At 73.3% G+C, this 23,175-nt stretch carries 23 protein-coding genes; 15 read left to right on the top strand and 8 right to left on the bottom strand.

Annotation, left to right across the window (positions count from 1 at the left end):
• Positions 1-3: 3 nt before the first annotated feature.
• The gene (locus BCL65_RS07445; protein WP_106286519.1) at positions 4-978 is read right to left on the bottom strand and encodes a DUF4349 domain-containing protein; all 975 of its coding nucleotides are present in this window, start codon (positions 976-978) and stop codon (positions 4-6) included.
• Between the two features lie 178 nt (positions 979-1,156).
• On the opposite strand from BCL65_RS07445, the gene BCL65_RS07440 reads away from it, so the two are divergent.
• The 10 genes from BCL65_RS07440 (at position 1,157) to BCL65_RS07395 (ending at position 12,746) form a co-directional block, all read left to right on the top strand.
• A complete protein-coding gene (locus tag BCL65_RS07440; protein ID WP_106266663.1) occupies positions 1,157-2,308 on the top strand; it encodes an ROK family protein in 1,152 nt (383 codons plus the stop codon).
• A gap of 127 nt (positions 2,309-2,435) precedes the next feature.
• Positions 2,436-3,743 carry an extracellular solute-binding protein gene (locus BCL65_RS07435; RefSeq protein WP_106266661.1) on the top strand — a complete coding sequence of 436 codons (1,308 nt, stop codon included), beginning with the start codon at positions 2,436-2,438 and terminating at the stop codon, positions 3,741-3,743.
• An 89-nt stretch (positions 3,744-3,832) separates the two neighbouring features.
• Positions 3,833-4,789: a carbohydrate ABC transporter permease gene (locus tag BCL65_RS07430; RefSeq protein WP_106266659.1), complete on the top strand. Its 957-nt coding sequence runs from the start codon at positions 3,833-3,835 to the stop codon at positions 4,787-4,789.
• Positions 4,790-4,791: 2 nt separating this feature from the next.
• Positions 4,792-5,709, top strand: a complete 918-nt coding sequence (locus BCL65_RS07425; protein WP_106266657.1) for a carbohydrate ABC transporter permease — start codon at positions 4,792-4,794, stop codon at positions 5,707-5,709.
• A 1-nt stretch (position 5,710) separates the two neighbouring features.
• Positions 5,711-6,709: an ROK family protein gene (locus tag BCL65_RS07420; RefSeq protein WP_243400865.1), complete on the top strand. Its 999-nt coding sequence runs from the start codon at positions 5,711-5,713 to the stop codon at positions 6,707-6,709.
• 77 nt (positions 6,710-6,786) lie between these two features.
• Entirely contained in the window at positions 6,787-8,097 is a 1,311-nt protein-coding gene (locus tag BCL65_RS07415; protein WP_243400866.1) for an extracellular solute-binding protein, read from the top strand.
• Between the two features lie 54 nt (positions 8,098-8,151).
• Positions 8,152-8,934 carry a glucosamine-6-phosphate deaminase gene (nagB, locus tag BCL65_RS07410; RefSeq protein WP_106266656.1) on the top strand — a complete coding sequence of 261 codons (783 nt, stop codon included), beginning with the start codon at positions 8,152-8,154 and terminating at the stop codon, positions 8,932-8,934.
• A gap of 49 nt (positions 8,935-8,983) precedes the next feature.
• Positions 8,984-9,283: a DUF3039 domain-containing protein gene (locus tag BCL65_RS07405; protein WP_106266945.1), complete on the top strand. Its 300-nt coding sequence runs from the start codon at positions 8,984-8,986 to the stop codon at positions 9,281-9,283.
• Positions 9,284-9,357: 74 nt separating this feature from the next.
• Complete coding sequence (locus tag BCL65_RS07400) at positions 9,358-11,139, top strand: DEAD/DEAH box helicase (RefSeq protein ID WP_281495534.1); 1,782 nt, start codon at positions 9,358-9,360, stop codon at positions 11,137-11,139.
• A 119-nt stretch (positions 11,140-11,258) separates the two neighbouring features.
• Complete coding sequence (locus tag BCL65_RS07395; RefSeq protein WP_106266652.1) at positions 11,259-12,746, top strand: non-reducing end alpha-L-arabinofuranosidase family hydrolase; 1,488 nt, start codon at positions 11,259-11,261, stop codon at positions 12,744-12,746.
• Between the two features lie 37 nt (positions 12,747-12,783).
• Here BCL65_RS07395 and BCL65_RS07390 read toward each other — a convergent pair whose 3' ends face one another.
• Positions 12,784-14,217, bottom strand: a complete 1,434-nt coding sequence (locus BCL65_RS07390; protein WP_106266650.1) for a nicotinate phosphoribosyltransferase — start codon at positions 14,215-14,217, stop codon at positions 12,784-12,786.
• A gap of 63 nt (positions 14,218-14,280) precedes the next feature.
• Here BCL65_RS07390 and clpS point away from each other — a divergent pair, with 63 nt between their 5' ends.
• The 5 genes from clpS to BCL65_RS07365 all read left to right on the top strand — a co-directional run bounded on the left by clpS (position 14,281) and on the right by BCL65_RS07365 (position 17,337).
• Positions 14,281-14,592: an ATP-dependent Clp protease adapter ClpS gene (gene clpS / locus BCL65_RS07385; protein ID WP_106266648.1), complete on the top strand. Its 312-nt coding sequence runs from the start codon at positions 14,281-14,283 to the stop codon at positions 14,590-14,592.
• The gene (locus BCL65_RS07380; protein ID WP_106266646.1) at positions 14,589-15,272 is read left to right on the top strand and encodes a DUF2017 family protein; all 684 of its coding nucleotides are present in this window, start codon (positions 14,589-14,591) and stop codon (positions 15,270-15,272) included. Before clpS ends, BCL65_RS07380 begins: the two co-directional genes overlap by 4 nt.
• A gap of 75 nt (positions 15,273-15,347) precedes the next feature.
• Positions 15,348-16,151, top strand: coding sequence for a glutamate racemase (murI, locus tag BCL65_RS07375; protein ID WP_106266644.1), 804 nt, complete (start codon positions 15,348-15,350; stop codon positions 16,149-16,151).
• The gene (locus tag BCL65_RS07370) at positions 16,148-16,951 is read left to right on the top strand and encodes an MBL fold metallo-hydrolase (protein WP_106266642.1); all 804 of its coding nucleotides are present in this window, start codon (positions 16,148-16,150) and stop codon (positions 16,949-16,951) included. The genes murI and BCL65_RS07370 overlap by 4 nt, the downstream gene beginning before the upstream one ends.
• A complete protein-coding gene (locus tag BCL65_RS07365) occupies positions 16,948-17,337 on the top strand; it encodes a DUF3054 domain-containing protein (RefSeq protein ID WP_243400867.1) in 390 nt (129 codons plus the stop codon). The genes BCL65_RS07370 and BCL65_RS07365 overlap by 4 nt, the downstream gene beginning before the upstream one ends.
• Before the next feature lie 98 nt (positions 17,338-17,435).
• Here the strand turns inward: BCL65_RS07365 and rdgB are convergent, their stop codons facing one another.
• The 6 genes from rdgB to BCL65_RS07335 form a co-directional block, all read right to left on the bottom strand.
• A complete protein-coding gene (rdgB, locus tag BCL65_RS07360; RefSeq protein WP_106266640.1) occupies positions 17,436-18,098 on the bottom strand; it encodes an RdgB/HAM1 family non-canonical purine NTP pyrophosphatase in 663 nt (220 codons plus the stop codon).
• Positions 18,099-18,100: 2 nt separating this feature from the next.
• On the bottom strand, positions 18,101-18,838 hold the full coding sequence (gene rph, locus BCL65_RS07355) for a ribonuclease PH (protein ID WP_106266638.1): 738 nt from the start codon (positions 18,836-18,838) through the stop codon (positions 18,101-18,103).
• Positions 18,839-18,943: 105 nt separating this feature from the next.
• Positions 18,944-19,789: a LytR/AlgR family response regulator transcription factor gene (locus tag BCL65_RS07350; protein WP_106266636.1), complete on the bottom strand. Its 846-nt coding sequence runs from the start codon at positions 19,787-19,789 to the stop codon at positions 18,944-18,946.
• Positions 19,790-19,795: 6 nt separating this feature from the next.
• Positions 19,796-21,136 carry a histidine kinase gene (locus BCL65_RS07345; protein ID WP_106266634.1) on the bottom strand — a complete coding sequence of 447 codons (1,341 nt, stop codon included), beginning with the start codon at positions 21,134-21,136 and terminating at the stop codon, positions 19,796-19,798.
• A complete protein-coding gene (locus BCL65_RS07340) occupies positions 21,123-22,823 on the bottom strand; it encodes a sodium/solute symporter (RefSeq protein ID WP_106266632.1) in 1,701 nt (566 codons plus the stop codon). Before BCL65_RS07340 ends, BCL65_RS07345 begins: the two co-directional genes overlap by 14 nt.
• A complete protein-coding gene (locus BCL65_RS07335; protein ID WP_106266630.1) occupies positions 22,820-23,155 on the bottom strand; it encodes a hypothetical protein in 336 nt (111 codons plus the stop codon). Before BCL65_RS07335 ends, BCL65_RS07340 begins: the two co-directional genes overlap by 4 nt.
• Positions 23,156-23,175: the final 20 nt, after the last annotated feature.

The following is a 23,175-nucleotide window of genomic DNA, read 5'->3' as shown; positions in this document are numbered from 1 at the left end:
GGGTCAGCGCGTCAGCTGGGGCTCGCGCCGCGACTCGCTCGTGGGCCCGTCGGTGTCGCCGTCGGGTCCGGAGCCCGGTCCGCCGGTGCCCCCGGCGGGCCCGCTCGGCGGGGCGTCGGTGCGCCGCCGGCGGCGCACCAGCCGGTACCCGGTGAAGACGACGGCGGCGACCACCAGCCACGGCAGGAGGAACCCGAGCACCAGCACGATCGTCTCCACGCTGGCGACCAGCGTGTTCCACCCGGTGGCCAGTCCGCCGGTGAAGCCGCCGCGGGGGGCGGTGAGCTGTGCCGCCGGGGCGTCGATCCGCACGTACAGCGTGGACATGGCGACCTGGTCGCTCAGGGCGTCGCGCTGCGCCGCGAGCGAGTCGAGCTCGGCCTGGCGCTGCGAGAGCTCGCGCTCCACCTCGAGCAGGTCCTCCGTGGACCCCGCCGAGGCCAGCAGCTCGCTGAGCCGGTCGGTGGACGTGGTGAGGGCGGAGATGCGGGCGTCGAGGTCCTGGCCCTGGCTCGTGACGTCCGCGCTGGACATCTCGATGTCCTGCACCGTGCCGAGATCGCGCAGGGCGTCGACGGCGCTCGAGGTCCGGTCGGCAGGCACCCGGACCGTGAGCTCGGCCCACCCCGAGGAGCCCTCCTCGCCCGGGCTCTCGTGCCGCTCCTCGACGTGCCCGCCCGCCTGCTCCACGAGGCGGACCAGCTCGGCCGACGTCGTCGACGGGTTCTCCGAGACCAGCGTCACGTGGCCGGTCACGACCACCTCCCGGTCCACGACCGTGGAGGCCTCGCCGTCCGTGGCGGCGGTCTCGTCGGCGACGGCGGCGGCCTCGCCGGCCGCATCCTCCGCGGCGGACACGCCCGCGTCGGCCTCCCCGGCGCTGTCCGCCCCGGAGCCGGAGCAGCCCGCGAGCCCGAGGGTCAGGACCGCGGCGACGGCGGCAGCCGCGGCGCGGCGAGGCAGGGATCGGATCGGCATGGCCACGACTCTAGGCGGCTGACCTGGCCGGACGCGCGCCGTGATCGAGATCGTGATGGGACCGTGGCGCGACCGTGACCTCGGTCCCGGAGAGTGGGACGGGACGCCGGTAACGATCAGGTAACGAAGGTGGACGGGTGATGGACACCACGTCTGTTAAGACGCTCTACTAACAAACATGACCACGACGACGACGCGCACCAGCCAGCGAGGCCTGGGCGGCGGCCTGCGGGCCACCTCGAAGGTGCTCCCCGAGCACGCACGGGCGCACAACCGGTCGCTCGTCCTGCAGCACCTCTTCCACGAGGGGCCGACGTCGCGCGCCGGTCTGGCCCGGGCGACGGGCCTGACGCGCGTCACCATCTCCGACCTCGTCGGGGTGCTCCTCGCGGAGGACCTGGTCGAGGAGCTCGGCACCCAACCAGGGCGCCGCGTGGGCAAGCCGGCGATCCTCGTCGGGATGCGCACGGACGCCTACCAGATCGTCGCCGTCGACCTCTCGGACGACACCGTGATGCGCGGTGCCGTGCTCACCCTCACGGGCGAGGCCGTCGACCGGCGGTCGCTCGAGGTGGGGAGCCGTCGCGGTGACGAGCTCGTCGAGCTGCTGGCACGCTTCACCCGACGCCTCATCGCAGCGGCCACCCGTCCCGTCATCGGCGTGGGCATCGGCTCGCCGGGCGTCGTCGACCACTCGGGGCGCGTCGTCGAGGCGCCGAACGTCGAGTGGCGCGACCTGCCCCTCGCGGCGATCCTGACCGACCGGCTCGGCCTGCCGGTGCACGTGGCCAACGACGCGAACTCCGCGGCGCTCGCCGAGTACACCTACGGCGGCGCGGCCGACTCGATGCTCGTGCTCACCGTGGGCCAGGGTGTCGGTGCCGGCGTCATGGTCGACGGCGCGCGGGTGCACGGCGCGGCCGACGCGGCGGGCGAGCTCGGGCACGTCACCGCCGTCGACGACGGCGAGCCCTGCGCCTGCGGGCGTCGCGGCTGCCTGGAGACCGTCCTGTCGACACCCGCGCTGCGGCGCGCCGTCGAGGGCCTCGACCGGGAGGCGGCGGACGCCGTCCTCGCCGACGTCGGGCGCACCCTCGGCAAGGCCCTGGCCCCCGTCGTCGGAGCGCTGAACCTCGCCGAGGTGCTGCTCTCCGGGCCCTCGGAGCTGCTCGCCGGGTCGCTGCGCACCGCCGCGCACGACACGCTCGTCGCCCGCACCATGCCGGCCACCGCCGCCGGCCTCAACCTCCGCATGGCCTCGCTGGACGACGACGTCGTCCTCGCCGGCGCTGCCGTGCTCGTCCTCGGCGCCCAGCTCGGAGTCTCCTGACATGACTCCCGACCCGGCTCCCACCAGCAGTCCCTGACGAGCTCCACCGACCGACCACCGACCGACAACAGCCGGTGCCACCTGGTACCGGCCCCCGCTTACCCCTATTTGGAAGGAAACCGAAGCAGTGAAGAGAACACGCAACGTCGTCGCCGCGGCGTCGACCATCACCCTGGCCCTCGCCCTGTCCGCCTGCGCCTCGGGTGACTCCGAGACCCCCGCCGACGAGAGCGGTGAGACCGCGGCCGAAGAAGCTCCCGCGGGCGACATCCGTGTCTGGCTCGTCGGTACGGACACCCCCGAGGAGGCGCGCGAGTACCTCACGACCACGTTCGAGGCCGAGAACGAGGGCTCCACGCTCACGATCGAGGAGCAGTCCTGGACCGGCCTGGTCGACAAGTACACGACCGCGCTCTCCGGTTCCGACAGCCCCGACCTGGTCGAGATCGGCAACACCCAGGCCCCGGCCTTCACCTCGGCCGGCGCGTTCCTCGACCTCACCGACAGCTACGAGGAGCTCGGCGGCGACGACCTGCTGCCCGGCTTCGTGGAGTCCGGGACCTACGAGGGCAAGTTCTACGCCGCTCCCTACTACTCGGGCGCCCGCGTGGGCATCTACTCGACCGAGGTCACCGGCGACCTCGAGGTCCCCGCCACCTGGGACGAGTACGTCGAGAACATCAAGTCGCTGGCCACGGACAAGGTCTCCGGGCTCTACACGCCGGGCAAGGACTGGCGCAACGGCATGGTCTTCGTGTGGGCCAACGGCGGCGACATCGCCACCGTCGACGACGCCGGCACCTGGACCGGCGGCTTCTCCTCGCCCGAGTCGATCGCCGGCCTCGAGCAGCTGCAGGACGTCATGCTCAACGCGAACCACGCTCCGGCCGACTCGGACGAGACGGACCCCCAGGTCCCGTTCTGCGCCGGTGAGATCGGCTACCTCACCGCTCCGAGCTGGGTGCGCTGGTCGATCGCTGCGCCCGAGGACGCCGAGGTGCCCGGCTGCGTCGAGACGTACGGCGCCGAGGACAAGCTCTCCGCGTTCGCCATCCCCGGTGCCGAGGAGGGCACCTACGCCCCGGTGCTCGCCGGTGGTTCGAACATCGCCATCCCGGCGAACGCCCCGAACCCGGAGCTCGCCCGGAGCGCCCTCGAGATCATCCTCTCCGACGAGTACCAGGAGATCCTCGCCGGCAACGGCCTCGTCCCGGCCAAGGTGTCGCAGGCCCAGTTCATGGCCGACGACGCCTTCAGCCAGGCGTCGGCCGCTGCGGCCGCCGCGGCGCAGCTGACCCCGGCGTCGCCCATGTGGGCCGACGTCGAGGCCTCCGGCGTGCTCGAGGACTCGTTCGTCAAGCTCGCCCAGGGCGAGGACGTCGCCACCATCGCGGCCGAGCTCGACGCCGCGATCGAGGGGACGCTCAACGGCTGACACCCGTCAGCACGCCGGACGGTGCCGGTGACCTCACGGCCACCGGCACCGTCCCCCCTCTCCCCACCCGCTCGACCCCGGAGCACCCCGTGACCACCACCCCTGCCGCGCCGAAGGCGCCTCCGGAGGCCTTCGTCCGGCCACCGCAGGAGCTGCGGACCAAGAAGTCCTCGCCGTTCCCCTACGCGCTGCTCGCGCCGGCGCTCGCCGTGCTGGCGATCCTCGTCGCCTGGCCGATCCTCAAGCTCATCGTCACGTCCTTCCAGGAGTACGGCCGTGCCCAGGCGTTCGGCGCCCCGCCCGAGTGGGTCGGCCTGGACAACTACGCCGAGGTCCTGACCTCCGGCGAGTTCTACGCCGTCCTCGGCCGCAGCGTCGCGTTCATGATCGTGGCGGTGGTGCTGACGATGACCCTCGGGACGCTCGTCGCCCTGCTGATGATCCGCCTCGGCAAGGCGATGCGGATGCTCGTCACCGTCGGCCTGCTGCTGGCCTGGGCCATGCCCGCCTTGTCGACCGTCATGGTCTGGGGCTGGATGTTCGACACCCGCTACGGCGTCGTCAACTACCTGCTGACCCAGATCACCGGGTCCGACTGGGCCGGCCACTCGTGGCTCATCGAGCCGCTCTCGTTCTTCCTCGTCCTCGGCCTCATCGTGGTCTGGATGGGCGTGCCGTTCATCGCCTTCACCATGTACGCGGGGCTCACGCAGGTCCCTGCCGAGACGCTCGAGGCGTCGCAGCTCGACGGCGCCAACGCCCGCCAGCGCTTCTTCCAGATCCAGGTGCCGTTCGTCCGCAGCATCATCATCGTGCTGATCGTCCTGTCCGTGATCTGGGACCTGCGGGTCTTCGCCCAGGTCTACGCCCTGCAGGGCATCGGCGGGCTCTACGAGAAGACCTCCACCCTGGGCGTGTGGATCTACCAGAAGGGCACCGCCAGCGGTGACTTCGGCTTCGCGGCCGCAGCAGCCGTGGTGATGGTCTTCATCATGCTCCTCATCTCGTTGTACTACGTGCGCCAGACGCTCAAGGAGGACGACTGACCATGGCTGCCTCCATCCTCCCCGCCCCGACCACGACGCCGGCCCCCGTCGTCGTCAGCACCAAGCGCCCGGTCCCGCCGCAGCGCGTCGTGGCGAACGTCCTGTTCGGCGTCGTCGCCGTCGTCGTGTTCGTCTGCTCGGTGTTCCCGGTCTACTGGATGGTCTCCTCGTCGTTCCTGCCGACGAACCTCGTCCGGGCCACCGTCCCGACCTTCTTCCCCGGCTCCGACTTCACGGTCGACAACTACGTCCGGGCCGTCACGGACGACACCCGTGCGGACTTCGTGCCCGCGCTCCAGACCTCGCTCACGGTCACGTTCCTGACCCTGGTCGCCGCGCTCGTCATCGCGTTCCTCGCCTCGGTCGCCATCGGCCGGTACCGGTTCCGGGGACGCAAGCAGTTCATCGTGGCGATCCTCGTGGTTCAGATGATCCCCGGCGAGGCGATGCTGCTGACGTACTTCCAGCTCATCGACGGCTGGGGCATGCTCAACATGGTGCTCGGCCTGACCATCCTGTACGTGGCGATGGTGCTGCCCTTCACCGTCTGGACCCTGCGCGGGTTCGTGACGGCCGTGCCGGTCGAGCTCGAGGAGGCCGCCATGATCGACGGCTGCTCGCGCACCCGGGCCTTCTGGAAGGTCACCTTCCCGCTGCTCGCGCCGGGGCTCGTCTCGACCGGCGTGTTCGCCTTCATCCAGGCGTGGAACGAGTTCGTGCTCGCCCTGGTCATCATGTCCAGGCCGGAGTCGATGACGCTGCCCGTGTGGCTGCGGACCTTCCAGCAGGCCACCAAGGCGACGGACTACGGCGCCCTGATGGCCGGCTCCGTGCTCGTCGCCATCCCCGTCATCATCTTCTTCCTCTTCGTGCAGGGCCGCATGACCGGTGGACTGGTCTCGGGAGCGGTGAAGGGCTGACGTGAGCAACATCGCAGCGGCGACGCCCATGGCGTCGCCCCGCCTCAGCGTGGGCCTGGACATCGGGGGCACGAAGACGCTGGCCGTCCTGCTCGGTGACGACGGCGAGGTCCTGGCCCAGTCCCGGCTGAGCACCGCGCTCGGCCCGGTGGGCGTCGTCGACGGCGCGGCCCGCGCCGTCCAGGGCGTGGTCCGGCAGGCCGGCGTCACGCTCGACGCGGTGACCGGGGTCGGGGTCGGGGTGCCCGGCCTCGTGGACGCCGGCGCCGGCACGGTCCGGCACGCGGTCAACCTCGGGCTCGACGGCGCCGCGCTCGACCTCTCGACCCTGCTCTCGGCACGCCTCGGGGGCGTCGGGGTCGGGGTGGAGAACGACCTGAACGTGGCCGCGGTGGGTGCGGCGCACCTGGTCGAGGCCGAGGCGGGGGACCGCACCCCCACCGATCTCGCGTTCCTGGCGCTCGGGACGGGGCTCGCGGCCGGCATCGTACTCGACGGGCGGCTGCGGCGGGGGAGCCACGGCGCCGCCGGCGAGATCGGGCACGTGCCCGTCGACCCGGCCGGCCCACCGTGCGCGTGCGGCCAGCGCGGCTGCCTGGAGCTGTACGCCTCCGGCTCCGCGGTGACGGCCCTGTGGCCGACGGCCACGGGCCGCCCCGCCCCGGTCGAGCTCTTCGAGGCGGCCGCCGCGGGCGACCCCGACGCCCTCGTGGCGCGCGCGACCTACGCGCGGGCCGTCGCCGCGGCCGTGCGCATGCTCGTGCTCACGGTCGACGTGCAGCACGTGGTGCTCGGCGGGGGCGTGTCCCAGCTCGGGCAGCCGCTCCTCGACGTCGTCCGGGACGCCCTGGTCGACGAGTCGGCGGCGTCCGGGTTCCTGCGCTCGCTCGATCTGCCCGGTCGGGTGCGGCTCGCGCCGGGCCGGGTCGCCGTCGGCGCGGTGGGTGCCGCGGTGGTCGGGCGGGGCGCCGTCGCGCACGCCCGCGACCTCGCCGGCTGACCGCCCGCCCGCGGCCCGGCGGCGGGACCCTGCGCGCGCCGGCACACGCTTCCGCCACGACCGAGAGGAACCCCCCTGTGATCCGACGACGCGCCGCCGCCCTGACGGCGGCCCTGGCGCTCGCTCCCGTGCTGTCCGCCTGCGGTCCCGAGGAGGTCGTCCCCGAGTCGTCTGACGACATCGTCCTCTGGCTGGTGGGCGCGGACACCGGTGACGACCTGCGCAGCTTTCTCGTGGAGACGTTCGAGGAGCGCAACCCGGGTGCGACGCTGACGATCGAGCAGAAGGAGTGGCCCACGCTCGTCGAGGACCTCGAGGCCTCCCTCGGCGACCCGGCGGCGACGCCCGACGTCGTCGAGCTCGGGAACACCCAGGCGCCGACCTTCACCGGCGACGGCGCGTTCCGCGAGATCTCCCCGGAGCTGTACGAGGAGCTCGGCGGGGACGACCTGCTGCAGTCCTTCGTGGAGGCGGGCTCGGTGGACGGCACGGTGTACGCCCTGCCGTACTACTTCGGCTCCCGCTACGTCTTCTACCGCAAGGACGTCTGGGAGGCGGCCGGCGCCGAGGTGCCGAAGACGCTCGACGAGTTCGGCGAGACCGTCAAGGCGCTCCGTGACGGCAACCAGGCCGGGTTCGCGATGGGCGGGCAGGACTGGCGCAACGGGATCTCGTGGGTCTTCGCCCACGGTGGCGAGCTGGCGGTCAAGGAGGGCGGCGCCTGGGTCTCGACGCTGTCCGACCCGGACACCGTCGCGGGCCTGGAGGCCTGGCAGGACATCTACCAGAACGCCTCCTACCTGCCGGCCACGGAGGTCGACGTCGCCTACTGGGACTTCCTCAACGACGGGGTCGGGGGCGGCGAGCCCGCGGCGGCGACCATCATGGCGCCGTCCTGGGCCCGCTGGTCCATCGGCGACCTCGTGCGCGACGAGAACAACGAGGAGGTGCGCGACGGCATGGCGGACACCGACCGGTTCGGCATCTTCGCGCTGCCCGGCGTGGACGGCGGCGTCGCGCCGGTGTTCGCGGGCGGGTCCAACATGGCGGTCTCCGCGCTGACGCGCAACGCGGACCTCTCCGAGGACCTGCTGAGGATCGTCTACTCCGACGACTACCAGACGATGCTCGCCGAGTCCGGTCTCGGCCCGGCCAACACCGAGTTCACCGAGCTCATGGCGGGGGACAAGTTCGGCCGCACCCTCGTGGCGACCGCGGAGGCGTCGAAGCTCACGCCGCCCGCCCCGGGCTGGGCGGACATCGAGTCGCGCGGGATCTACGAGGAGCTCTTCAAGGAGATCGCCCGCGGCGGCAGCGTCCCCGCGCTCGCCGAGAAGTACGACGGCATCATGACCCCCATGCTCGACGGCGACGTCGAGGACGAGTGACCGGCCGCCGTCGGCCCGTGGTGGCCGGCGGCGACGAACAGGAAGGAGAGGGCGATGGAGGTAGTCATTGCTCCGGCCCAGGAGCTGGCGGTCCTGGCCGCCGACGCGATCGAGGCGCTGCTGCGACGCCGGGCGGACGCGGTGCTGGGCCTGGCCACCGGGTCGAGCCCGTTGAAGGTGTACGACGAGCTGGCCCGGCGGCACGACGCGGAAGGGCTGTCGTTCGCCCGGGCGCGAGGGTTCATGCTCGACGAGTACGTGGGGCTGGCGGCCGATCATCCCGAGCGCTACCGGAACGTCATCGCCACCGAGATCGCCGACCGGGTCGACTGGCCCGCCGACCAGGTGACGGGCCCCGACGGCCTCGCCGACGACCTGCCGGGGGCGTGCGCCGCCTACGAGGAGGCGATCGCGGCGGCCGGCGGCGTGGACCTCCAGCTCCTCGGGATCGGGACCGACGGTCACATCGGTTTCAACGAGCCGGGTTCGTCCCTGGCCTCGCGCACCCGGATCAAGACGCTGACCGAGCAGACCCGGGTCGACAACGCGCGGTTCTTCGACGACGACGTGGACCAGGTGCCGCGGCACTGCCTGACGCAGGGGCTGGGCACGATCATGGAGGCCCGGCACCTGGTGCTGCTGGCCACGGGGAAGCACAAGGCCGAGGCGGTGCACCAGCTCGTCGAGGGCCCGGTCTCGGCGCTGTGGCCGGCCACCGTGATGCAGTGGCACCCGCACGCGACGGTGCTGGTCGACGAGGCCGCGGCGTCACGCCTGCAGCTCGCGGGGTACTACCGCCAGACGTACGCGTCCAAGCCCGGCTGGCAGGGTCTGTAGCGGCCGGCCGCGCGGTCGGTGTCGGTGGCCGGCACGTAAGATGGAGGCCATGAGCGAGCCCCTCTCCACCCCTCCCTCGCAGGACACCGGACCGGGTACCAGCGTCCTCGAGCGCCCCGACACGCGGGAGCAGTCGGCGGAACCGGGCGACCACGAGCGCTTCGCGCACTACGTGCGCAAGGAGAAGATCATGCAGTCGGCGATGTCCGGCAAGCCGGTGATCGCGCTCTGCGGCAAGGTCTGGGTCCCGGGACGCGACCCCTCGAAGTTCCCCGTGTGCCCCGTCTGCAAGGAGATCTACGACGGCCTGCGCGCGCCGCAGGACGGCGACGGCGACTCCACCACGTGAGCGCGTCCCTCCCCGAGCCCGAGTCCGTCGACCTCTTCGAAGCCGCCTCCGAGCCGCACGAGGCGGCCAAGCCGCTGCCGCGGTCACCGTCCGTGGCAGCGGCGTCCCAGCTCAGCCCGGCGTTCCCGCGCCGGGCGCCCTGGGGCACCGCGTCGAACCTGCGCGCCTGGCAGGCGGAGGCCCTCGCGCTGTACCACGAGCGGTCGCCGCGGGACTTCCTGGCGGTGGCGACGCCGGGCGCCGGCAAGACGACCTTCGCGCTGCGGGTCGCCACCGAGCTGCTGGACGCCGGGATCGTGCGCCGGGTGACCGTCGTCGCGCCCACGGAGCACCTCAAGCACCAGTGGGCGGACGCCGCGGCCCGGGTCGGCATCCGCATCGACCCGTCGTTCAAGAACTCCCAGGGCCGCCACGGGTCCCACTACGACGGCGTCGCGCTCACCTACGCCCAGGTGGCGGCCAAGCCGGCGCTGCACCGCGCCCGCACGCAGGCGGCCCGGACGCTCGTCATCCTGGACGAGGTGCACCACGGCGGCGACGCGCTGAGCTGGGGCGACGCCGTCCGGGACGCGTTCGAGGACGCCACGCGGCGGCTCGCGCTGACGGGCACGCCGTTCCGCAGCGACACCGCGTCGATCCCGTTCGTCACCTACGAGGCGGACCGGGAGGGGATCCGGCGCTCCCGGGCGGACTACACCTACGGCTACGGCGAGGCGCTGCGCGACCACGTGGTGCGGCCCGTGCTGTTCATGACCTACTCGGGCGAGATGCGGTGGCGCACCCGGGCGGGCGACGAGGTCGCGGCGCGGCTCGGCGACGCGATGACGAAGGACATGCACGCCCAGGCGTGGCGCACGGCGCTCGACCCGAACGGCGAGTGGATCCCGTCCGTGCTCGCCGCGGCGGACAAGCGCCTCACGGAGGTGCGCCGGTCCGTGCCCGACGCCGGTGGGCTGGTCATCGCCTCCGACCAGACCGACGCCCGGGCGTACGCCGGGCACCTGGCCCGCGTCACCGGCCAGAGCCCCACCGTGGTGCTCAGCGACGACGACGGCGCGAGCGCCCGCATCGACGAGTTCGCGGCGGGCACGCAGCGGTGGATGGTGGCGGTGCGGATGGTCTCCGAGGGCGTCGACGTGCCGCGCCTCGCCGTCGGCGTCTACGCCACCAGCACGTCCACGCCGCTGTTCTTCGCCCAGGCCGTGGGCCGGTTCGTCCGCGCCCGCAAGCGCGGCGAGACGGCGTCCATCTTCGTGCCCAGCGTGCCCCTGCTGCTCGAGCTGGCGAACGGGATGGAGATCGAGCGCGACCACGCGCTGGACCGCCCGCAGACGGCCGAGGAACAGGGCATCGAGTACGACCCGGAGGCGGCGCTGCTCGCCGCGGCCAACAAGGAGGAGAAGGCGTCGGGGGAGCTCACCGGCTCCTTCGAGGCGCTCGAGGCCCAGGCCACCTTCGACCGGGTCCTGTTCGACGGCGGTGAGTTCGGCACCGGTGGTGACATCGGCTCGGCGGCGGAGCAGGACTTCCTCGGCCTTCCCGGCCTCCTCGACGCCGACCAGGTCACCACGCTGCTGCGCCAGCACCAGGCCGCCCAGACGAGCGGGCGATCGGGGGCGACGGCGTCGGAGGCGGCGCTCGAGCAGTCCGAGCAGGAGCACCGTCGCGCGGCGGCGCTGCGCAAGGAGCTCTCCAAGCTGGTCTCGGCGTGGGCGCGCAAGTCCGGGCGTCCGCACGGGTCGGTGCACACCGAGCTGCGACGACGCTGCGGCGGTCCGGAGGTACCGCTGGCGACCGCCGCCCAGCTCGACGAGCGCGTCGAGATGGTGCGGGGCTGGTTCGTCGGCAAGAAGTAGTGGCGGGCGTCCGTGGACTGGGCGCCTGACCACGACGTAAACGTTTCACCAGATGGCGACGGAACCGTGCTCCCCGCAGGATGTGAGCGATCACATCGGCGTGAGAAGAGGAGCACAGCATGCAGAAGTCCATCGCCCGCCGCCTCGCCCTGGGGGTGGTCGCCGCGCTGGCGCTGACCCCGACGGTGGCGTACGCCGGGGATCCGGCCGTGGCCGGATCACCCACGACCCTGGCCGCCGAGAGCCTCGTCACCAACGGCGACATGGAGGACGGCACGAACGGCTGGACCGCCTTCGGGGCGGGGTCGGTCGACCCCGGCTGGTGGCCCGTGCACGGGGGGAGCATGGCGCTGCGGTCCACGGGACGGACCGCCTCCTGGAACGGCCCGGCCCAGGACGTGACGGCCGCCCTGTCGAACGGCACGACCTACTCCACGAGCCTCTGGATGCGGACCGAGACCGGGACGCCGGACGGCAAGGTCACGTTGAGCGTCACCGCCGGTGGGACGACCGACTACGTCACCCTCGCGCAGGGCGCCGTCAGCCCCGGGGGCTGGGCGGAGCTCACCGGTGAGGCCACGGTGTCCTGGACGGGATCGCTGGAGTCCGCGTCCCTCTACGTCGAGACGACCAGCGGCACCGACGACTTCCGCATCGACGACCTGCAGGTCGTCGGGGACGGCGGCGGGGGATCCACGTGCGAGCTCCCGTCGTCCTACGACTGGTCCTCGACCGGACCGCTCGCGCAGCCGGGTCCCGGGTGGGCGTCGCTCAAGGACTTCACCACGGCCCCCTACGACGGCGGTCACCTCGTCTACGCCACCACCCACGACTTCGGTGACTCCTGGGGCTCGATGAACTTCGACGTCTTCGGGGACTGGTCCCAGATGGGTTCCGCCGCGCAGCACGGCATGCAGTCCTCGACGGTGGCGCCGTCGCTGTTCTACTTCGAGCCGGCCGGCACGTGGGTCCTCGCCTACCAGTGGGGCGCCTGGCCCTTCATCTACCGGACGTCGGACGACCCGACGGACGCCAACGGCTGGTCGCAGCCCGCCCCGCTCTTCACCGGGTCCATCCAGAACTCCGGGACCGGCCCGATCGACCAGGCGCTCATCGCCGACGACACCCACATGTACCTGTTCTTCGCCGGGGACAACGGCAACATCTACCGGTCCCGGATGCCGATCGGGGACTTCCCGGGGAACTTCGGGTCGTCGTACGACGTGGTCATGAGCGACACCACGAACAACCTGTTCGAGGCGGTCCAGGTCTACCGGGTCGAGGGGACCGGGGAGTACCTCATGATCGTCGAGGCGATCGGCGCGAACGGCCGCTACTTCCGGTCCTTCACGGCCGACAGCCTCGACGGGCGGTGGACCCCGCAGGCCGCCACGGAGGCCGAGCCCTTCGCCGGCCGGGCGAACAGCGGCGCCACCTGGACGGACGACATCAGCCACGGCGAGCTCCTGCGCACCAGCGCCGACCAGACCATGACGGTCGACCCGTGCCACCTGCAGCTGCTCTACCAGGGACGCGACCCCAACTCCGACGGGGTGGACTACGGGCTGCTCCCGTACCGCCCGGGTCTGCTGACGCTGCGGAACTGAGGTTCCGCCGCCGCGCGGGGCAGGGTGCCCGTGTCCCTCACAGACGCCAGGTGACCGTCGGGATCGCCGCGTCGCCGTGGGACAGGCGCCGTGCCCCGCGCGGCAGCTCCGCCCGGGACGTCCGGTGCTGGGTGGCGGCGTTGGCGACGCCGTAGGCGCCCACCCAGCGGGAGTCCACGGCGCCGTCGGTCACCAGCGGCACGTGCAGGCGTCGCAGCCGGCCGTCCTCGGCGCCGCCCTCGCTGCCGTCCGGCTCCCAGGTGACCACCTGCTCGTCGGGGCCGGTGACGAGCACCTCCTCGACCGCACGGCCGTCGCGGTCGAGCCGGCGGGCGGCCGCCTTGCGTCCGCCCTGGCTCGACTTGCGCGTCGAGGCCTTCTCCACCGGCTGCATCCTGCCCGCACCGTCGGTGCGGGCCACCAGCTTGTAGACCATGCCGCAGGTCGGCGCGCCCGACCCCGTCACCAGGGACGTGCCGACCCCGTAGACGTCCACCGGGGCGGCGGCGAGGCCCGCGATCGCGTGCTCGTCCAGGTCCGAGGTGACCACGATCTTGGTGTCCGTGGCGCCGAGCGCGTCGAGCTGTTCGCGCACCTCCACCGCGAGCGCGCCCAGGTCGCCGGAGTCCAGCCGCACGGCACCGAGTCCTGTGCCCGCGGCCTCGACGGCGCGCTCGACGCCGCGCGGCACGTCGTAGGTGTCGACCAGCAGCGTCGTGCCGGGCCCGAACGCCTCGACCTGCGACGCGAAGGCCGCGGGTTCGTCGTCGTGCAGCAGGGTGAAGGCGTGCGCCGCGGTCCCGATGGTGTCGAGGCCGTAGCGGAAGCCGGCCTCGAGGTTGCTGGTGCCGGCGAACCCGGCGACGACGGCGGCGCGCGCCGCGGCGACGCCGGCCTGCTCGTGGGTGCGGCGCGAGCCCATCTCGAGCACGGGCCGGTCGACGGCGGCGCTCGTCATGCGGGACGCGGCCGAGGCGATGGCGGAGTCGTGGTTGAGGATCGCCAGGACGAGCGTCTCGAGGAGCACCGCCTCGGCGAAGGTGCCCTCCACCTGCAGCACCGGGGACCCGGGGAAGAACGTCTCGCCCTCGGGGTAGCCGGTGATGGTGCCGGTGAACCGGTACCCGCGCAGGAAGTCGAGCGTCCGGTCGTCGACGACGCCGGCGCGCTCGAGGTAGGCGAGCTCGGTCTCCCCGAACCGGAAGGCGGGCAGCGCCTCGAGCACCCGGCCGGTGCCGGCGAGCACGCCGTACCGCCGCCCGGCGGGCAGGCGCCGGGTGAACACCTCGAAGACGCAGTGCCGGTGGGCCGTGCCGTCGGCCAGCGCCGCCTGCAGCATCGTCAGCTCGTACCGGTCGGTCAGGAGCGCCAGCGAGGGTCGCAGCGTCGGCAGCGGGGCGGCCGGCAGCGACAGCGGGGAGGCGAGGGACTCGGGCGGCGAGGCGCCCTTGCCCCGGATCGCGTCGTTCATGCCCCTACCGTAGGGTGCGGCGGGCCCCGGAGCAGCACGAGCACCTAGGCTGGTGGCGTGGCGATGACGAGCTCGGCGACGCAGGAGGACACCCGGACCGAGGAGGTGTCCGGGCTGGCCGACCCCTGGGTGACGATCGTGTGGAACGACCCGGTCAACCTCATGAGCTATGTCGCCTTCGTCTTCGAGAGCTACTTCGGCCACCCGCAGGCCGAGGCGCACCGGCTCATGATGCAGGTGCACGAGGAAGGCCGGGCCGTCGTCTCGACGGGGCCACGCGAGCGCATGGAGGTGGACGTGCAGGCGATGCACGGTTACGGGCTGTGGGCCACGCTGCAGCAGTCCGGCGCGTCGGGCACGGAGGCGGGCGCATGACGCCGTTCCGCTCGACCCCGGCCGGCTTCGTCGCCCGCTGGGCTCCGGTCGAGCGCGAGGTGCTGGCGCGGGTCGCCCGCGACGTCGCCGACCTGCTGCGTGCCGACGCCGGGCTCCCGGACGACGTGACCGACGCCGACGTGGCGGACGCCGGCGTGGCGTTCACCGGGGTGGCCCGGGTTCCCCGGGACCCGGCGGTGCAGCGGCTCCTGCCGGACGCGCACCGGGAGGACGCGGACGTCGCGGCCGAGTTCCGGCACCTGACCCAGACGGACCTCGCGGCCGGCAAGGTCGCCCGCCTGCGGGCGTTCGCGGACACCGTGGACGACGGCGGTGCGGGCGCAGGGTCGTCCGACGGTCAGGTGGTGGTCGCCCGCGACACCGCCCAGGAGTTCGCCGGGGCGCTCACGGACGTGCGGCTGGTGCTCGGTGAACGTCTGGGCCTGGACGACGACGCCGACGTCGAGCACCTGCACCACGAGGTGCTCACGGGGCTGGGGATCGTGGAGGACGACGACGCCGAGGGCGCGGACCCGGACGAGACGGACGCCGCCGGTCTGGACGCCGAGCAGCGCTCGTACTGGGGCGGGGTCTTCGTGGCCGCCGGGTTCGCCCAGGAGTCGTTGATGGACGAGCTGCTCGCCGAGCTGCGGGCCCGTGGCCGCGGTGCCGACGAGTGAGGCTGTGGCCCTCACCACGCGTGTCCCGGATCACGAACCCGGTGCTCAGCGCCCTGCGCCGTTAGGCTGCCAGCCGTGAACGACGCCCCCATCGGGATCTTCGACAGCGGGGTGGGCGGTCTGACGGTCGCCCGCTCGGTGCTCGACCAGCTCCCGCACGAGCAGCTGCACTACATCGGCGACACGGCGAACGGCCCCTACGGGCCCAAGCCGCTCGCCGCCGTGCGCGCGATGGCGCTCGCGGTCATGGACCGGCTCGTCGACGACGGCGTGAAGATGCTCGTCATCGCGTGCAACTCGGCCTCCGCGGTGGCGCTGCGCGACGCCCGGGAGCGGTACACCGTGCGCCGCGGCATCCCGGTGGTCGAGGTGATCCTGCCGGCCGCGCGCCGCGCCGTCGTCGCCTCGCGGTCCGGACGCATCGGCGTCATCGGCACGAAGGCCACCGTGGACTCGCTGGCGTACGACGACGCCTTCGCCGTGACCCCCGGGCTGGAGCTCACGAGCAAGGCGTGCCCCGAGTTCGTCCGTCTCGTCGAGGAGGGCACGACGTCGGGCCCCGAGGCGCTGGAGATCGCCGCGGAGTACCTGGCGCCGGTCAAGGCGGCCGGCGTGGACACCCTGGTGCTGGGATGCACGCACTACCCGCTGCTGTCGGGACCCATCTCCTACGTCATGGGCCAGGACGTCACGCTGGTCTCCTCGGCGGAGGAGACCGCCATGGACGTCTACCGCAAGCTGGTGGCGCACGACCTGGAGCGCACCCTGGACGCCCCGGCGCCCGTGCACCGGTTCGCCACGACGGGCCGGCCGGAGCAGTTCGAGCAGCTCGCGCGGCGGTTCCTCGGGCCCGAGGTCAACCTCGTGGAGGCGGCATGAGGCTGGTACCCGTCGGCGTGTCCGGCTCCCTGCCCGGACCCGAGTCCCCGGCCTCCTGCTACCTGGTCCAGGCGCACGACGGCGAGCGGGACTGGAGCGTGGTGCTCGACCTCGGCTCGGGATCGCTCGGTGCGCTGCAGCGCTACGTCGACCCGCTGGACGTGGACGCCGTGGGCATCTCGCACCTGCACCCCGACCACTGCGCGGACCTGTCCGGGCTGTACGTCTACCTGCGGTACCACCCGGAGCGGGGATCGCACCGCACCGGGCAGCCGCGTCACCTGGCCGTCCACGGACCGTCGACCACGCGGGAGCGCGCGGCGGCGATGTACGGCCTCGAGAGCGGCGAGAACATGGACGCCGAGTACGCGTTCCGGACGTGGCAGCCCGGCACGCCGGTGCACGTCGGGCCGCTGACGATCGAGCCGTTCGCCGTCAACCACCCGGTCGAGGCGTACGGGATGCGAGTGACCGGTCCGTCGTCGGACCGGCCGGGGGAGCGGGCGACCCTGGTGTTCTCCGGGGACACCGACCACTGCGACGCGCTGGTCGAGGCCTCCCGGGGCGCCGACCTGCTGCTGTGCGAGGCGGCGTTCCTCGAGGGTCGCGACGACGGCGTGAGCGGGATCCACCTGACCGGGCGCCGCGCCGGGAAGGTGGCGGCCGAGGCCGCGGCGGGGCGGCTGCTGCTGACCCACCTGACGGTCTGGACCGATTCCGCGGACACCCTGGCCGAGGCGCGCGGCGAGTACGACGGGCCGCTGGACGTGGCCCGCACCGGCGTGGTCTACGAGCTGTGACGGCGCCCGAGCGTGCCGTGACCGCGCGGCGGCTGCGCGTCTGGCCCGCCGTGGTCGCCGACGTCGCCTGCGTCCTGGTGTTCGCCCTCGTCGGGACGGCGAACCACGACTCGGGTGGTTCCGCGGCGCACGTGCTGGCGGTCGGTGCGCCGTTCGGCGTCGGGCTGGCGGCCGGGTGGGCGGCGAGCCGCGCCTGGCGGACGCCGGCGCGGCCCCGGCCGACCGGTGTGGTGGTCTGGTGCGCCACCGTGGTGCTGGGACTGGCGCTGCGGCCGCTGTTCGGCGGCGGGTTCGCGTGGTCCTTCGCCCTGGTGACGGCGGTGTTCCTCGGCGTGACGATGCTCGGCTGGCGTCTGGTCGCCACGCTCGCCCGCCGTCGCCCCTGAGCGTTGTGGGCGCGATCTCTGGCCCGTGATGTCCGTTCTGTACGGGTATCGAGCCCAAGAATCGCGCCCACAGCGATGAGCGAGCGCAGGGGTGCGGGTCAGAGCGCGGTGGCGATCTCCGGGGCCAGCGCACGGAACGCCTTGCCGCGATGGCTGATCGCGTTCTTCTCCTCCGGCGTCAGCTCGGCCGACGTGCGCGTGCCGGGCCGGCCGTCCGGCCCCGGCTCCTGCTCTGCGGGGACGAGGATCGGGTCGTAGCCGAACCCGTTCGTCCCGCGCGGCTCGCGCACGAGCACGCCCGGCATCTCGCCGAGGCACACCTCCTCGTGACCGTCCGGGGTGACCAGCGCCGCCGCGCACACGAACGCCGCTCCTCGGTGCTCGTCGCGCACGTCGCCGAGCTGGGCGAGCAGCAGGCCCAGGTTGGCGACGTCGTCCCCGTGCCGGCCGGCCCAGCGCGCCGAGAAGATCCCCGGGGCCCCGCCCAGCACGTCGACGCTCAGCCCGGAGTCGTCCGCGACGGCGGGCAGCCCGGTGGCCCTCGCGAGCGCCCGCGCCTTGATCAGCGCGTTCTCGGCGTAGGACACCCCGTCCTCGACCGGCTCGGGCGCTCCGACGTCGCCGGCGGTCACCACCGCGTCGTCCGGCAGGGTGTCCAGCCCGGGCTGGGCCCGCAGGATCGCCAGCAGCTCGACGAGCTTCTTGCGGTTGTGGGTCGCCAGGACGACCCGGGCCGACGGCGGGACCGCGACGGTGGCCACGCTCAGAGCTCCTGGGCGAGCGCCGCCTGCTGCAGCGCGGTCAGCTCGGCGGTGCCGGCCGTGGCGAGGTCGAGCAGCGCGTCCAGCTCGCTGCGGTGGAAGGGGACGCCCTCGGCCGTGCCCTGCACCTCCACGAAGGAGCCGGAGCCGGTGGTCACGACGTTCATGTCGGTCTCGGCGCGGACGTCCTCGACGTAGGGCAGGTCCAGCATCGGCACCCCGTCGATGATGCCGACGCTCACGGCGGCCACGGAGTCGGTGAGCACCTGCTTGCCGCCCTTGACGTGCCCGTGGCGGGCACCCCAGGCGACGGCGTCGACCAGGGCCACGTAGGCGCCGGTGATGGCCGCGGTCCGGGTGCCGCCGTCGGCCTGCAGCACGTCGCAGTCGAGCACGATGGTGTTCTCGCCCAGCGCCGTGACGTCCACGACGGCCCGCAGCGACCGGCCGATGAGCCGGGAGATCTCGTGGGTGCGTCCGCCGATCTTGCCCTTGACGGACTCGCGCTGGCTGCGGGAGTTGGTGGCGCGGGGCAGCATCGCGTACTCGGCGGTGACCCAGCCCTCGCCGGAGCCCTTCTTCCAGCGCGGCACGCCCTCGGTGAACGAGGCGGTGCACAGCACGCGGGTCTTGCCGAACTCCACGAGGACGGAGCCCTCGGCGTTCTCGCTCCAGCCGCGGGCGAACGTCACGGGGCGGAGCTGGTCGGGCGTGCGGCCGTCAGAACGAGGGGAAGTCATGCGCCACACCCTATCCGGGCCCGCCGAACGTCGAGGTTCGGCCCGCAATGGGCCCGCAAAACGGTCCGGACCTCGACGCTCGGCACCGGGGGAGGAGTGGGGGGATCACATGCCGAAGCGGCGGCGCAGCTCGCGGGCGTGCCGTCGCGAGACCTCCACGCGCGAGCGCTGCCGGTCGGCCATGACGACCACCAGCGCGCCCTGGAAGTCGGGCACCAGCTCGCGCACGTGGTCCAGGTTGACCAGGTAGGAGCGGTGCGCCCGGAAGAAGTGCCCGCGCAGCCGTCGTTCCAGCTCGTTGAGGGACATGGTCACCAGCAGGCGCTCGTCGGCCAGCTTGAGGTAGGAGTACCCGCGCGCCGCGCTGGCGTACACGATCGACGCACCGTCGACCAGCACCGTGCGCCCGTCCTTCTGCACCGGGATGCGCACCAACGGCTCGACGTCGCCCCGCGTCGGGGTGTCCGCCGTCCCGGCCGAGCCCGCGGCGCCGGCGGCGGAGCTCGCGGTGTCGCCACCCGGGACCGCGCCGCCCGACGGCGGGGCGGACGCCGCGCTGCCGGGGCCGGCACCGGCCGACGTGCCGTCGTCGGGGCGCAGCGCGCGCTCGAGCGCCCGCCGCAGGCGGTCGGCGTCGAACGGCTTGAGGAGGTAGTCCGCCGCGGCGAGGTCGAAGGCGTCGACGGCGTGGTCCGGGTAGGCCGTGGTGAAGATGACCTTCGGGGGGTCGGGCTGCCGGCGCAGCGCCGCGGCGACCTCCAGGCCGGACCCGCCGGGCATGCGCACGTCGAGGAGCACGAGGTCGTAGTCGAGCGAGCCCAGCAGGAGCAGGGCCTCCTCGCCGTTCGTGGCCTCGCCCACGACCTGGACCTGCCCGATCTCCTCGAGCAGGTAGCGCAGCTCGGCCCGTGCCGGTGCCTCGTCGTCGACGATCAGGGCCTTGGGTCGCATCGGGCGTCACCTTAGCGGGATCTGCAGGTCCACGGTGGTGCCCTTCCCCGGGGTCGAGGCGACGTCGAACGAGTAGCGGTCGCCGAACAGCGAGTCGAGCCGCTGGGAGATGTTCCACAGCCCGACGCCCGAGTGCTGCGGGCCGGCGGTGCCCGGGCGCTTGCCGGCCAGCAGACGGTCCAGGACCTCGGGGGCCATGCCGGCGCCGTCGTCGCTCACCCGGATCGACGTGGTCCGCGTCAACGGGTCCACCCGGGCGCGCAGGTGCACCGTCCCGCCCGTGACCGAGTCCGCGATCCCGTGCTTGATCGCGTTCTCCACGAGGGGCTGGATGACCAGCACGGGCACCCGTGACGTGAGCACCTGCGGGTCCAGGTCGTACCGCACCCGCAGCCGGTCGCCGAACCGGGCCTGCTCCAGCGAGACGTACGTCCGCACGAAGAAGTACTCCTGGCTGAACTCCGCGAAGTGACCGTCCTGACGCACCGCGTAGCGGAAGAAGTCGCTCAGCCGCAGCAGCAGCTGACGGGACTCGTCGGGATCGGTGCGTGACTTCGACGCGATCGTGTTGAGGATGTTGAACAGGAAGTGCGGGTTGATCTGCGCACGCAGGGCGTCGAGCTTGGCGTCGGAGGCGAGGTGGCGCTCGCGGTCCATCTCGGCCAGCTCCAGGTGCAGGGAGAGCATCGAGGCCATGTCGTCGACGAGCACGCGCGGCGCCGGTTCGTCGTGCACCCGGTAGACCTTCAGGGTGCCCACCACGCGGTCGGCCACGGCCAGCGGCGCGACGACGGCGGTGCGCAGCGGGCAGCCCGGCTCCGGGCAGCCGATCCCGTCGCGGGCGTGCACGACGACGGTGCGCTTCTTGCCGAGGGCCAGCCGGGACACCCGGGTCTGCAGCGTGCCGCCCACGTGGTGGTGGTCGGACCCGGGCCCGACGAACGCGAGCACCTGCTCGGTGTCGGTGATCGCGATGGCGTCGCCGCCGAGCAGCGGCCGGATGAGCTGGGCGGTGCGGCGGGCGGCGTCGGGCGTGAGCCCGTTGCGCAGCGGCATCGACCGGCCGGCGGCCGCGATGGTCAGCCCGTCGCGCATGCCCCGCGGGTCCCTGGGCCGGCGGGCGGGGGGCCACGACCTCGCGCGGGCGGCGGAGCCGCCGAGCGGGCCGCCCCGCGGTCCGCGCAGCGCGGACGGGTAGCCGAGCACGACGACGGTGCTCACCACCAGACCCGACGCCAGGGTCGGCAGCACCCCGAGCGGGGGAGCGACCAGCACCTGCGTGATCAGGTACACCGCTGCCCAGGCCGCGACCAGGACACCGGCCAGCAGCGCGCTACCCCCGCGCACGCCGTGTCCTCCGGGCGGCACGTCGCCGCCGGTTCTCCGCCACGACGAGCCGCGCCAGGCGCTCGGCGTGCCGGTCGGCGGCCGTGCCGTGCATGATCAGCCACGACTTCTCCACGTCCGGCGGCGGCGTGGTGCGCCGCGAGACCAGCACGGTGACGGCGGCGGCCAGCGGGGCCGCGACGAGCGTCGGGGTGACCAGCGCGTCGCGCAGCAGCCCGCCGTCTGCGGACAGACCGGCGGTGAACATCGCCACCGCGACGACCATGCCGGTGATCATGCCGGCGACCGCCCCCCGGGCCGTCGTGCGGGGCCACCAGATCGCGAGCAGGAAGACCGGCGTCAGGGCCGACCCGGCCACCGCGAAGGCCCACGTCACCATGGTCGCGACGATCGAGGGTGTGGCGGCGGCGAAGGTCTCGGGACGCAGCGCCAGTCCCAGGCAGGCGGCGGCGCACGCCGTGACCAGCGTGGTGATCCGGCCGGCGAGGACCGCCTGGCGCTGGGTGGCCCGGGGGTTGATGTGCCGCTCGTAGACGTCGTGCCCCCACGACGCCGCGGCGGCGAGCAGCAGCCCCGCGATGGTCGACATCACCGCGATGAGCGCACCGGCGGCGACCACGCCGAGGCCGGCGTCGCCGCCGTAGATCCGGCCCAGCACCGGCAGCGCGTGCTCCGGGACGCGCAGCACCCCGTCCACCGTGAGCTCGGCGAGCCACGGGTGGTCCGCGACGGCGGCCGGCACGATCTCGCGTGCCGCCGTGCCGAGCATGACCGCCAGGGAGTAGAAGACTCCGGCCAGGCACAGCACCCACACGGTGGTGGTGCGGGCGGCGGCGCCGGTCGGGGACGTGAAGTAGCGGTTCATGACGTGCGGCAGCCCGGCGGTGCCCATCGCCAGGGTCACGATGAGGGCGAACTGTCCGAGACCGCCGTAGCGGGCGCCCGGCTGGCCGAAGACGGCGGCGTCGCCGGGGTGCAGGGCGTTCTGCTCGGTGGCCAGGCCGCCGTCGTCCGCCGGGTTGACCAGGGGTTCCGTCGAGAGGTCGGCGACGGCGTCGCCGTAGTGGAAGCCCTCGCCCAGCACGGTGGCGGCGAGCCAGACGAGCGCGCCGAGCAGGAGCAGGAACTGCACCGCCTGCGTCCAGGTGGTGCCGCGCATGCCGCCGAACGCGACCAGGCCGGTGACCACCGCCGTGGAGACGAGGATCCCGGTGGCGTACGGCGAGAGCCCGAGGAGGCCGGAACCCACGAGCAGCTCCCACGTGATGCCCGATCCCACGGCCTGCGGCACGAGGTAGGACAGGATGACGAGCTGGACCACGCCGACGGCCACCAGCCGGACCTTCTCCGAGCCGAGCCGTCGGCCGAGGAAGTCCGGGATCGAGAACTCGCCGAACCGGCGCAGCGGCGCCGCGACGAAGAGCAGCACCGGCACGAACCCGGCGGCGAACCCCACGGCGTACCAGGCGCCGTCGAGGCCGGTGGCGTAGACGGCGGCGGCCACCCCCAGGAACGACGCCGCCGAGAAGTAGTCCCCGCAGATGGCCCAGGCGTTCGTCGCCACGCCGACGCGCTGCCCGGCCAGGTAGAAGTCGACGGTCGAGGCGCCGCGCGGCCGCATGACGACGGCCACCACGGTCAGCAGGACGAGCACCGCGGCGAGGGTCAGCGCGCTCGGTCCGGTCACGGGACCTCGCCGGGCGGCTCGAGGGTGACAGGGAAGCCGTCGTCGCGCGTGTCGTCGAGCATGCGGTGCTCGACCGCCGAGGTCAGGCGCGACACCGCGATGCCGAGGACGGCGAAGAACAGGTAGAGGCCGAACGCCGCGACGAGGAACCCGGGGCTCATGCCGCCCACGAGCCGGGCCTGCGACCACCAGTCCAGCGTCAGCGAGAGCACCGGGAAGGCCGCGACACCCAGGAGGAACACGACGAAGTAGCCCACGGCCACACGCCGGAGCGTGCGGAAGGTGGCGTCCACCTCTGCCGGCGTGTGCCGGGCGTCGACGTCGTCGTCCATGGACAAGCACCTTACGGAGC

The organism is Isoptericola halotolerans (genome assembly GCF_003003075.1).
In the GTDB taxonomy this organism is placed as follows: Bacteria; Actinomycetota; Actinomycetes; order Actinomycetales; family Cellulomonadaceae; genus Isoptericola; species Isoptericola halotolerans_A.
This window is presented reverse-complemented; position numbering and strand designations above follow the sequence as displayed.

Bases quoted from the DNA above. Each gene is read 5' to 3' on its own strand.
- BCL65_RS07445 (WP_106286519.1), bottom strand. From the start codon at position 978: ATGCCGATCCGATCCCTGCCTCGCCGCGCCGCGGCTGCCGCCGTCGCC.
- BCL65_RS07440 (WP_106266663.1), top strand. From the start codon at position 1,157: ATGACCACGACGACGACGCGCACCAGCCAGCGAGGCCTGGGCGGCGGC.
- BCL65_RS07425 (WP_106266657.1), top strand. From the start codon at position 4,792: ATGGCTGCCTCCATCCTCCCCGCCCCGACCACGACGCCGGCCCCCGTC.
- nagB (WP_106266656.1), top strand. From the start codon at position 8,152: ATGGAGGTAGTCATTGCTCCGGCCCAGGAGCTGGCGGTCCTGGCCGCC.
- BCL65_RS07405 (WP_106266945.1), top strand. From the start codon at position 8,984: ATGAGCGAGCCCCTCTCCACCCCTCCCTCGCAGGACACCGGACCGGGT.
- BCL65_RS07395 (WP_106266652.1), top strand. From the start codon at position 11,259: ATGCAGAAGTCCATCGCCCGCCGCCTCGCCCTGGGGGTGGTCGCCGCG.
- BCL65_RS07390 (WP_106266650.1), bottom strand. From the start codon at position 14,217: ATGAACGACGCGATCCGGGGCAAGGGCGCCTCGCCGCCCGAGTCCCTC.
- clpS (WP_106266648.1), top strand. From the start codon at position 14,281: ATGACGAGCTCGGCGACGCAGGAGGACACCCGGACCGAGGAGGTGTCC.
- BCL65_RS07380 (WP_106266646.1), top strand. From the start codon at position 14,589: ATGACGCCGTTCCGCTCGACCCCGGCCGGCTTCGTCGCCCGCTGGGCT.
- BCL65_RS07370 (WP_106266642.1), top strand. From the start codon at position 16,148: ATGAGGCTGGTACCCGTCGGCGTGTCCGGCTCCCTGCCCGGACCCGAG.
- rph (WP_106266638.1), bottom strand. From the start codon at position 18,838: ATGACTTCCCCTCGTTCTGACGGCCGCACGCCCGACCAGCTCCGCCCC.
- BCL65_RS07350 (WP_106266636.1), bottom strand. From the start codon at position 19,789: ATGCGACCCAAGGCCCTGATCGTCGACGACGAGGCACCGGCACGGGCC.
- BCL65_RS07335 (WP_106266630.1), bottom strand. From the start codon at position 23,155: ATGGACGACGACGTCGACGCCCGGCACACGCCGGCAGAGGTGGACGCC.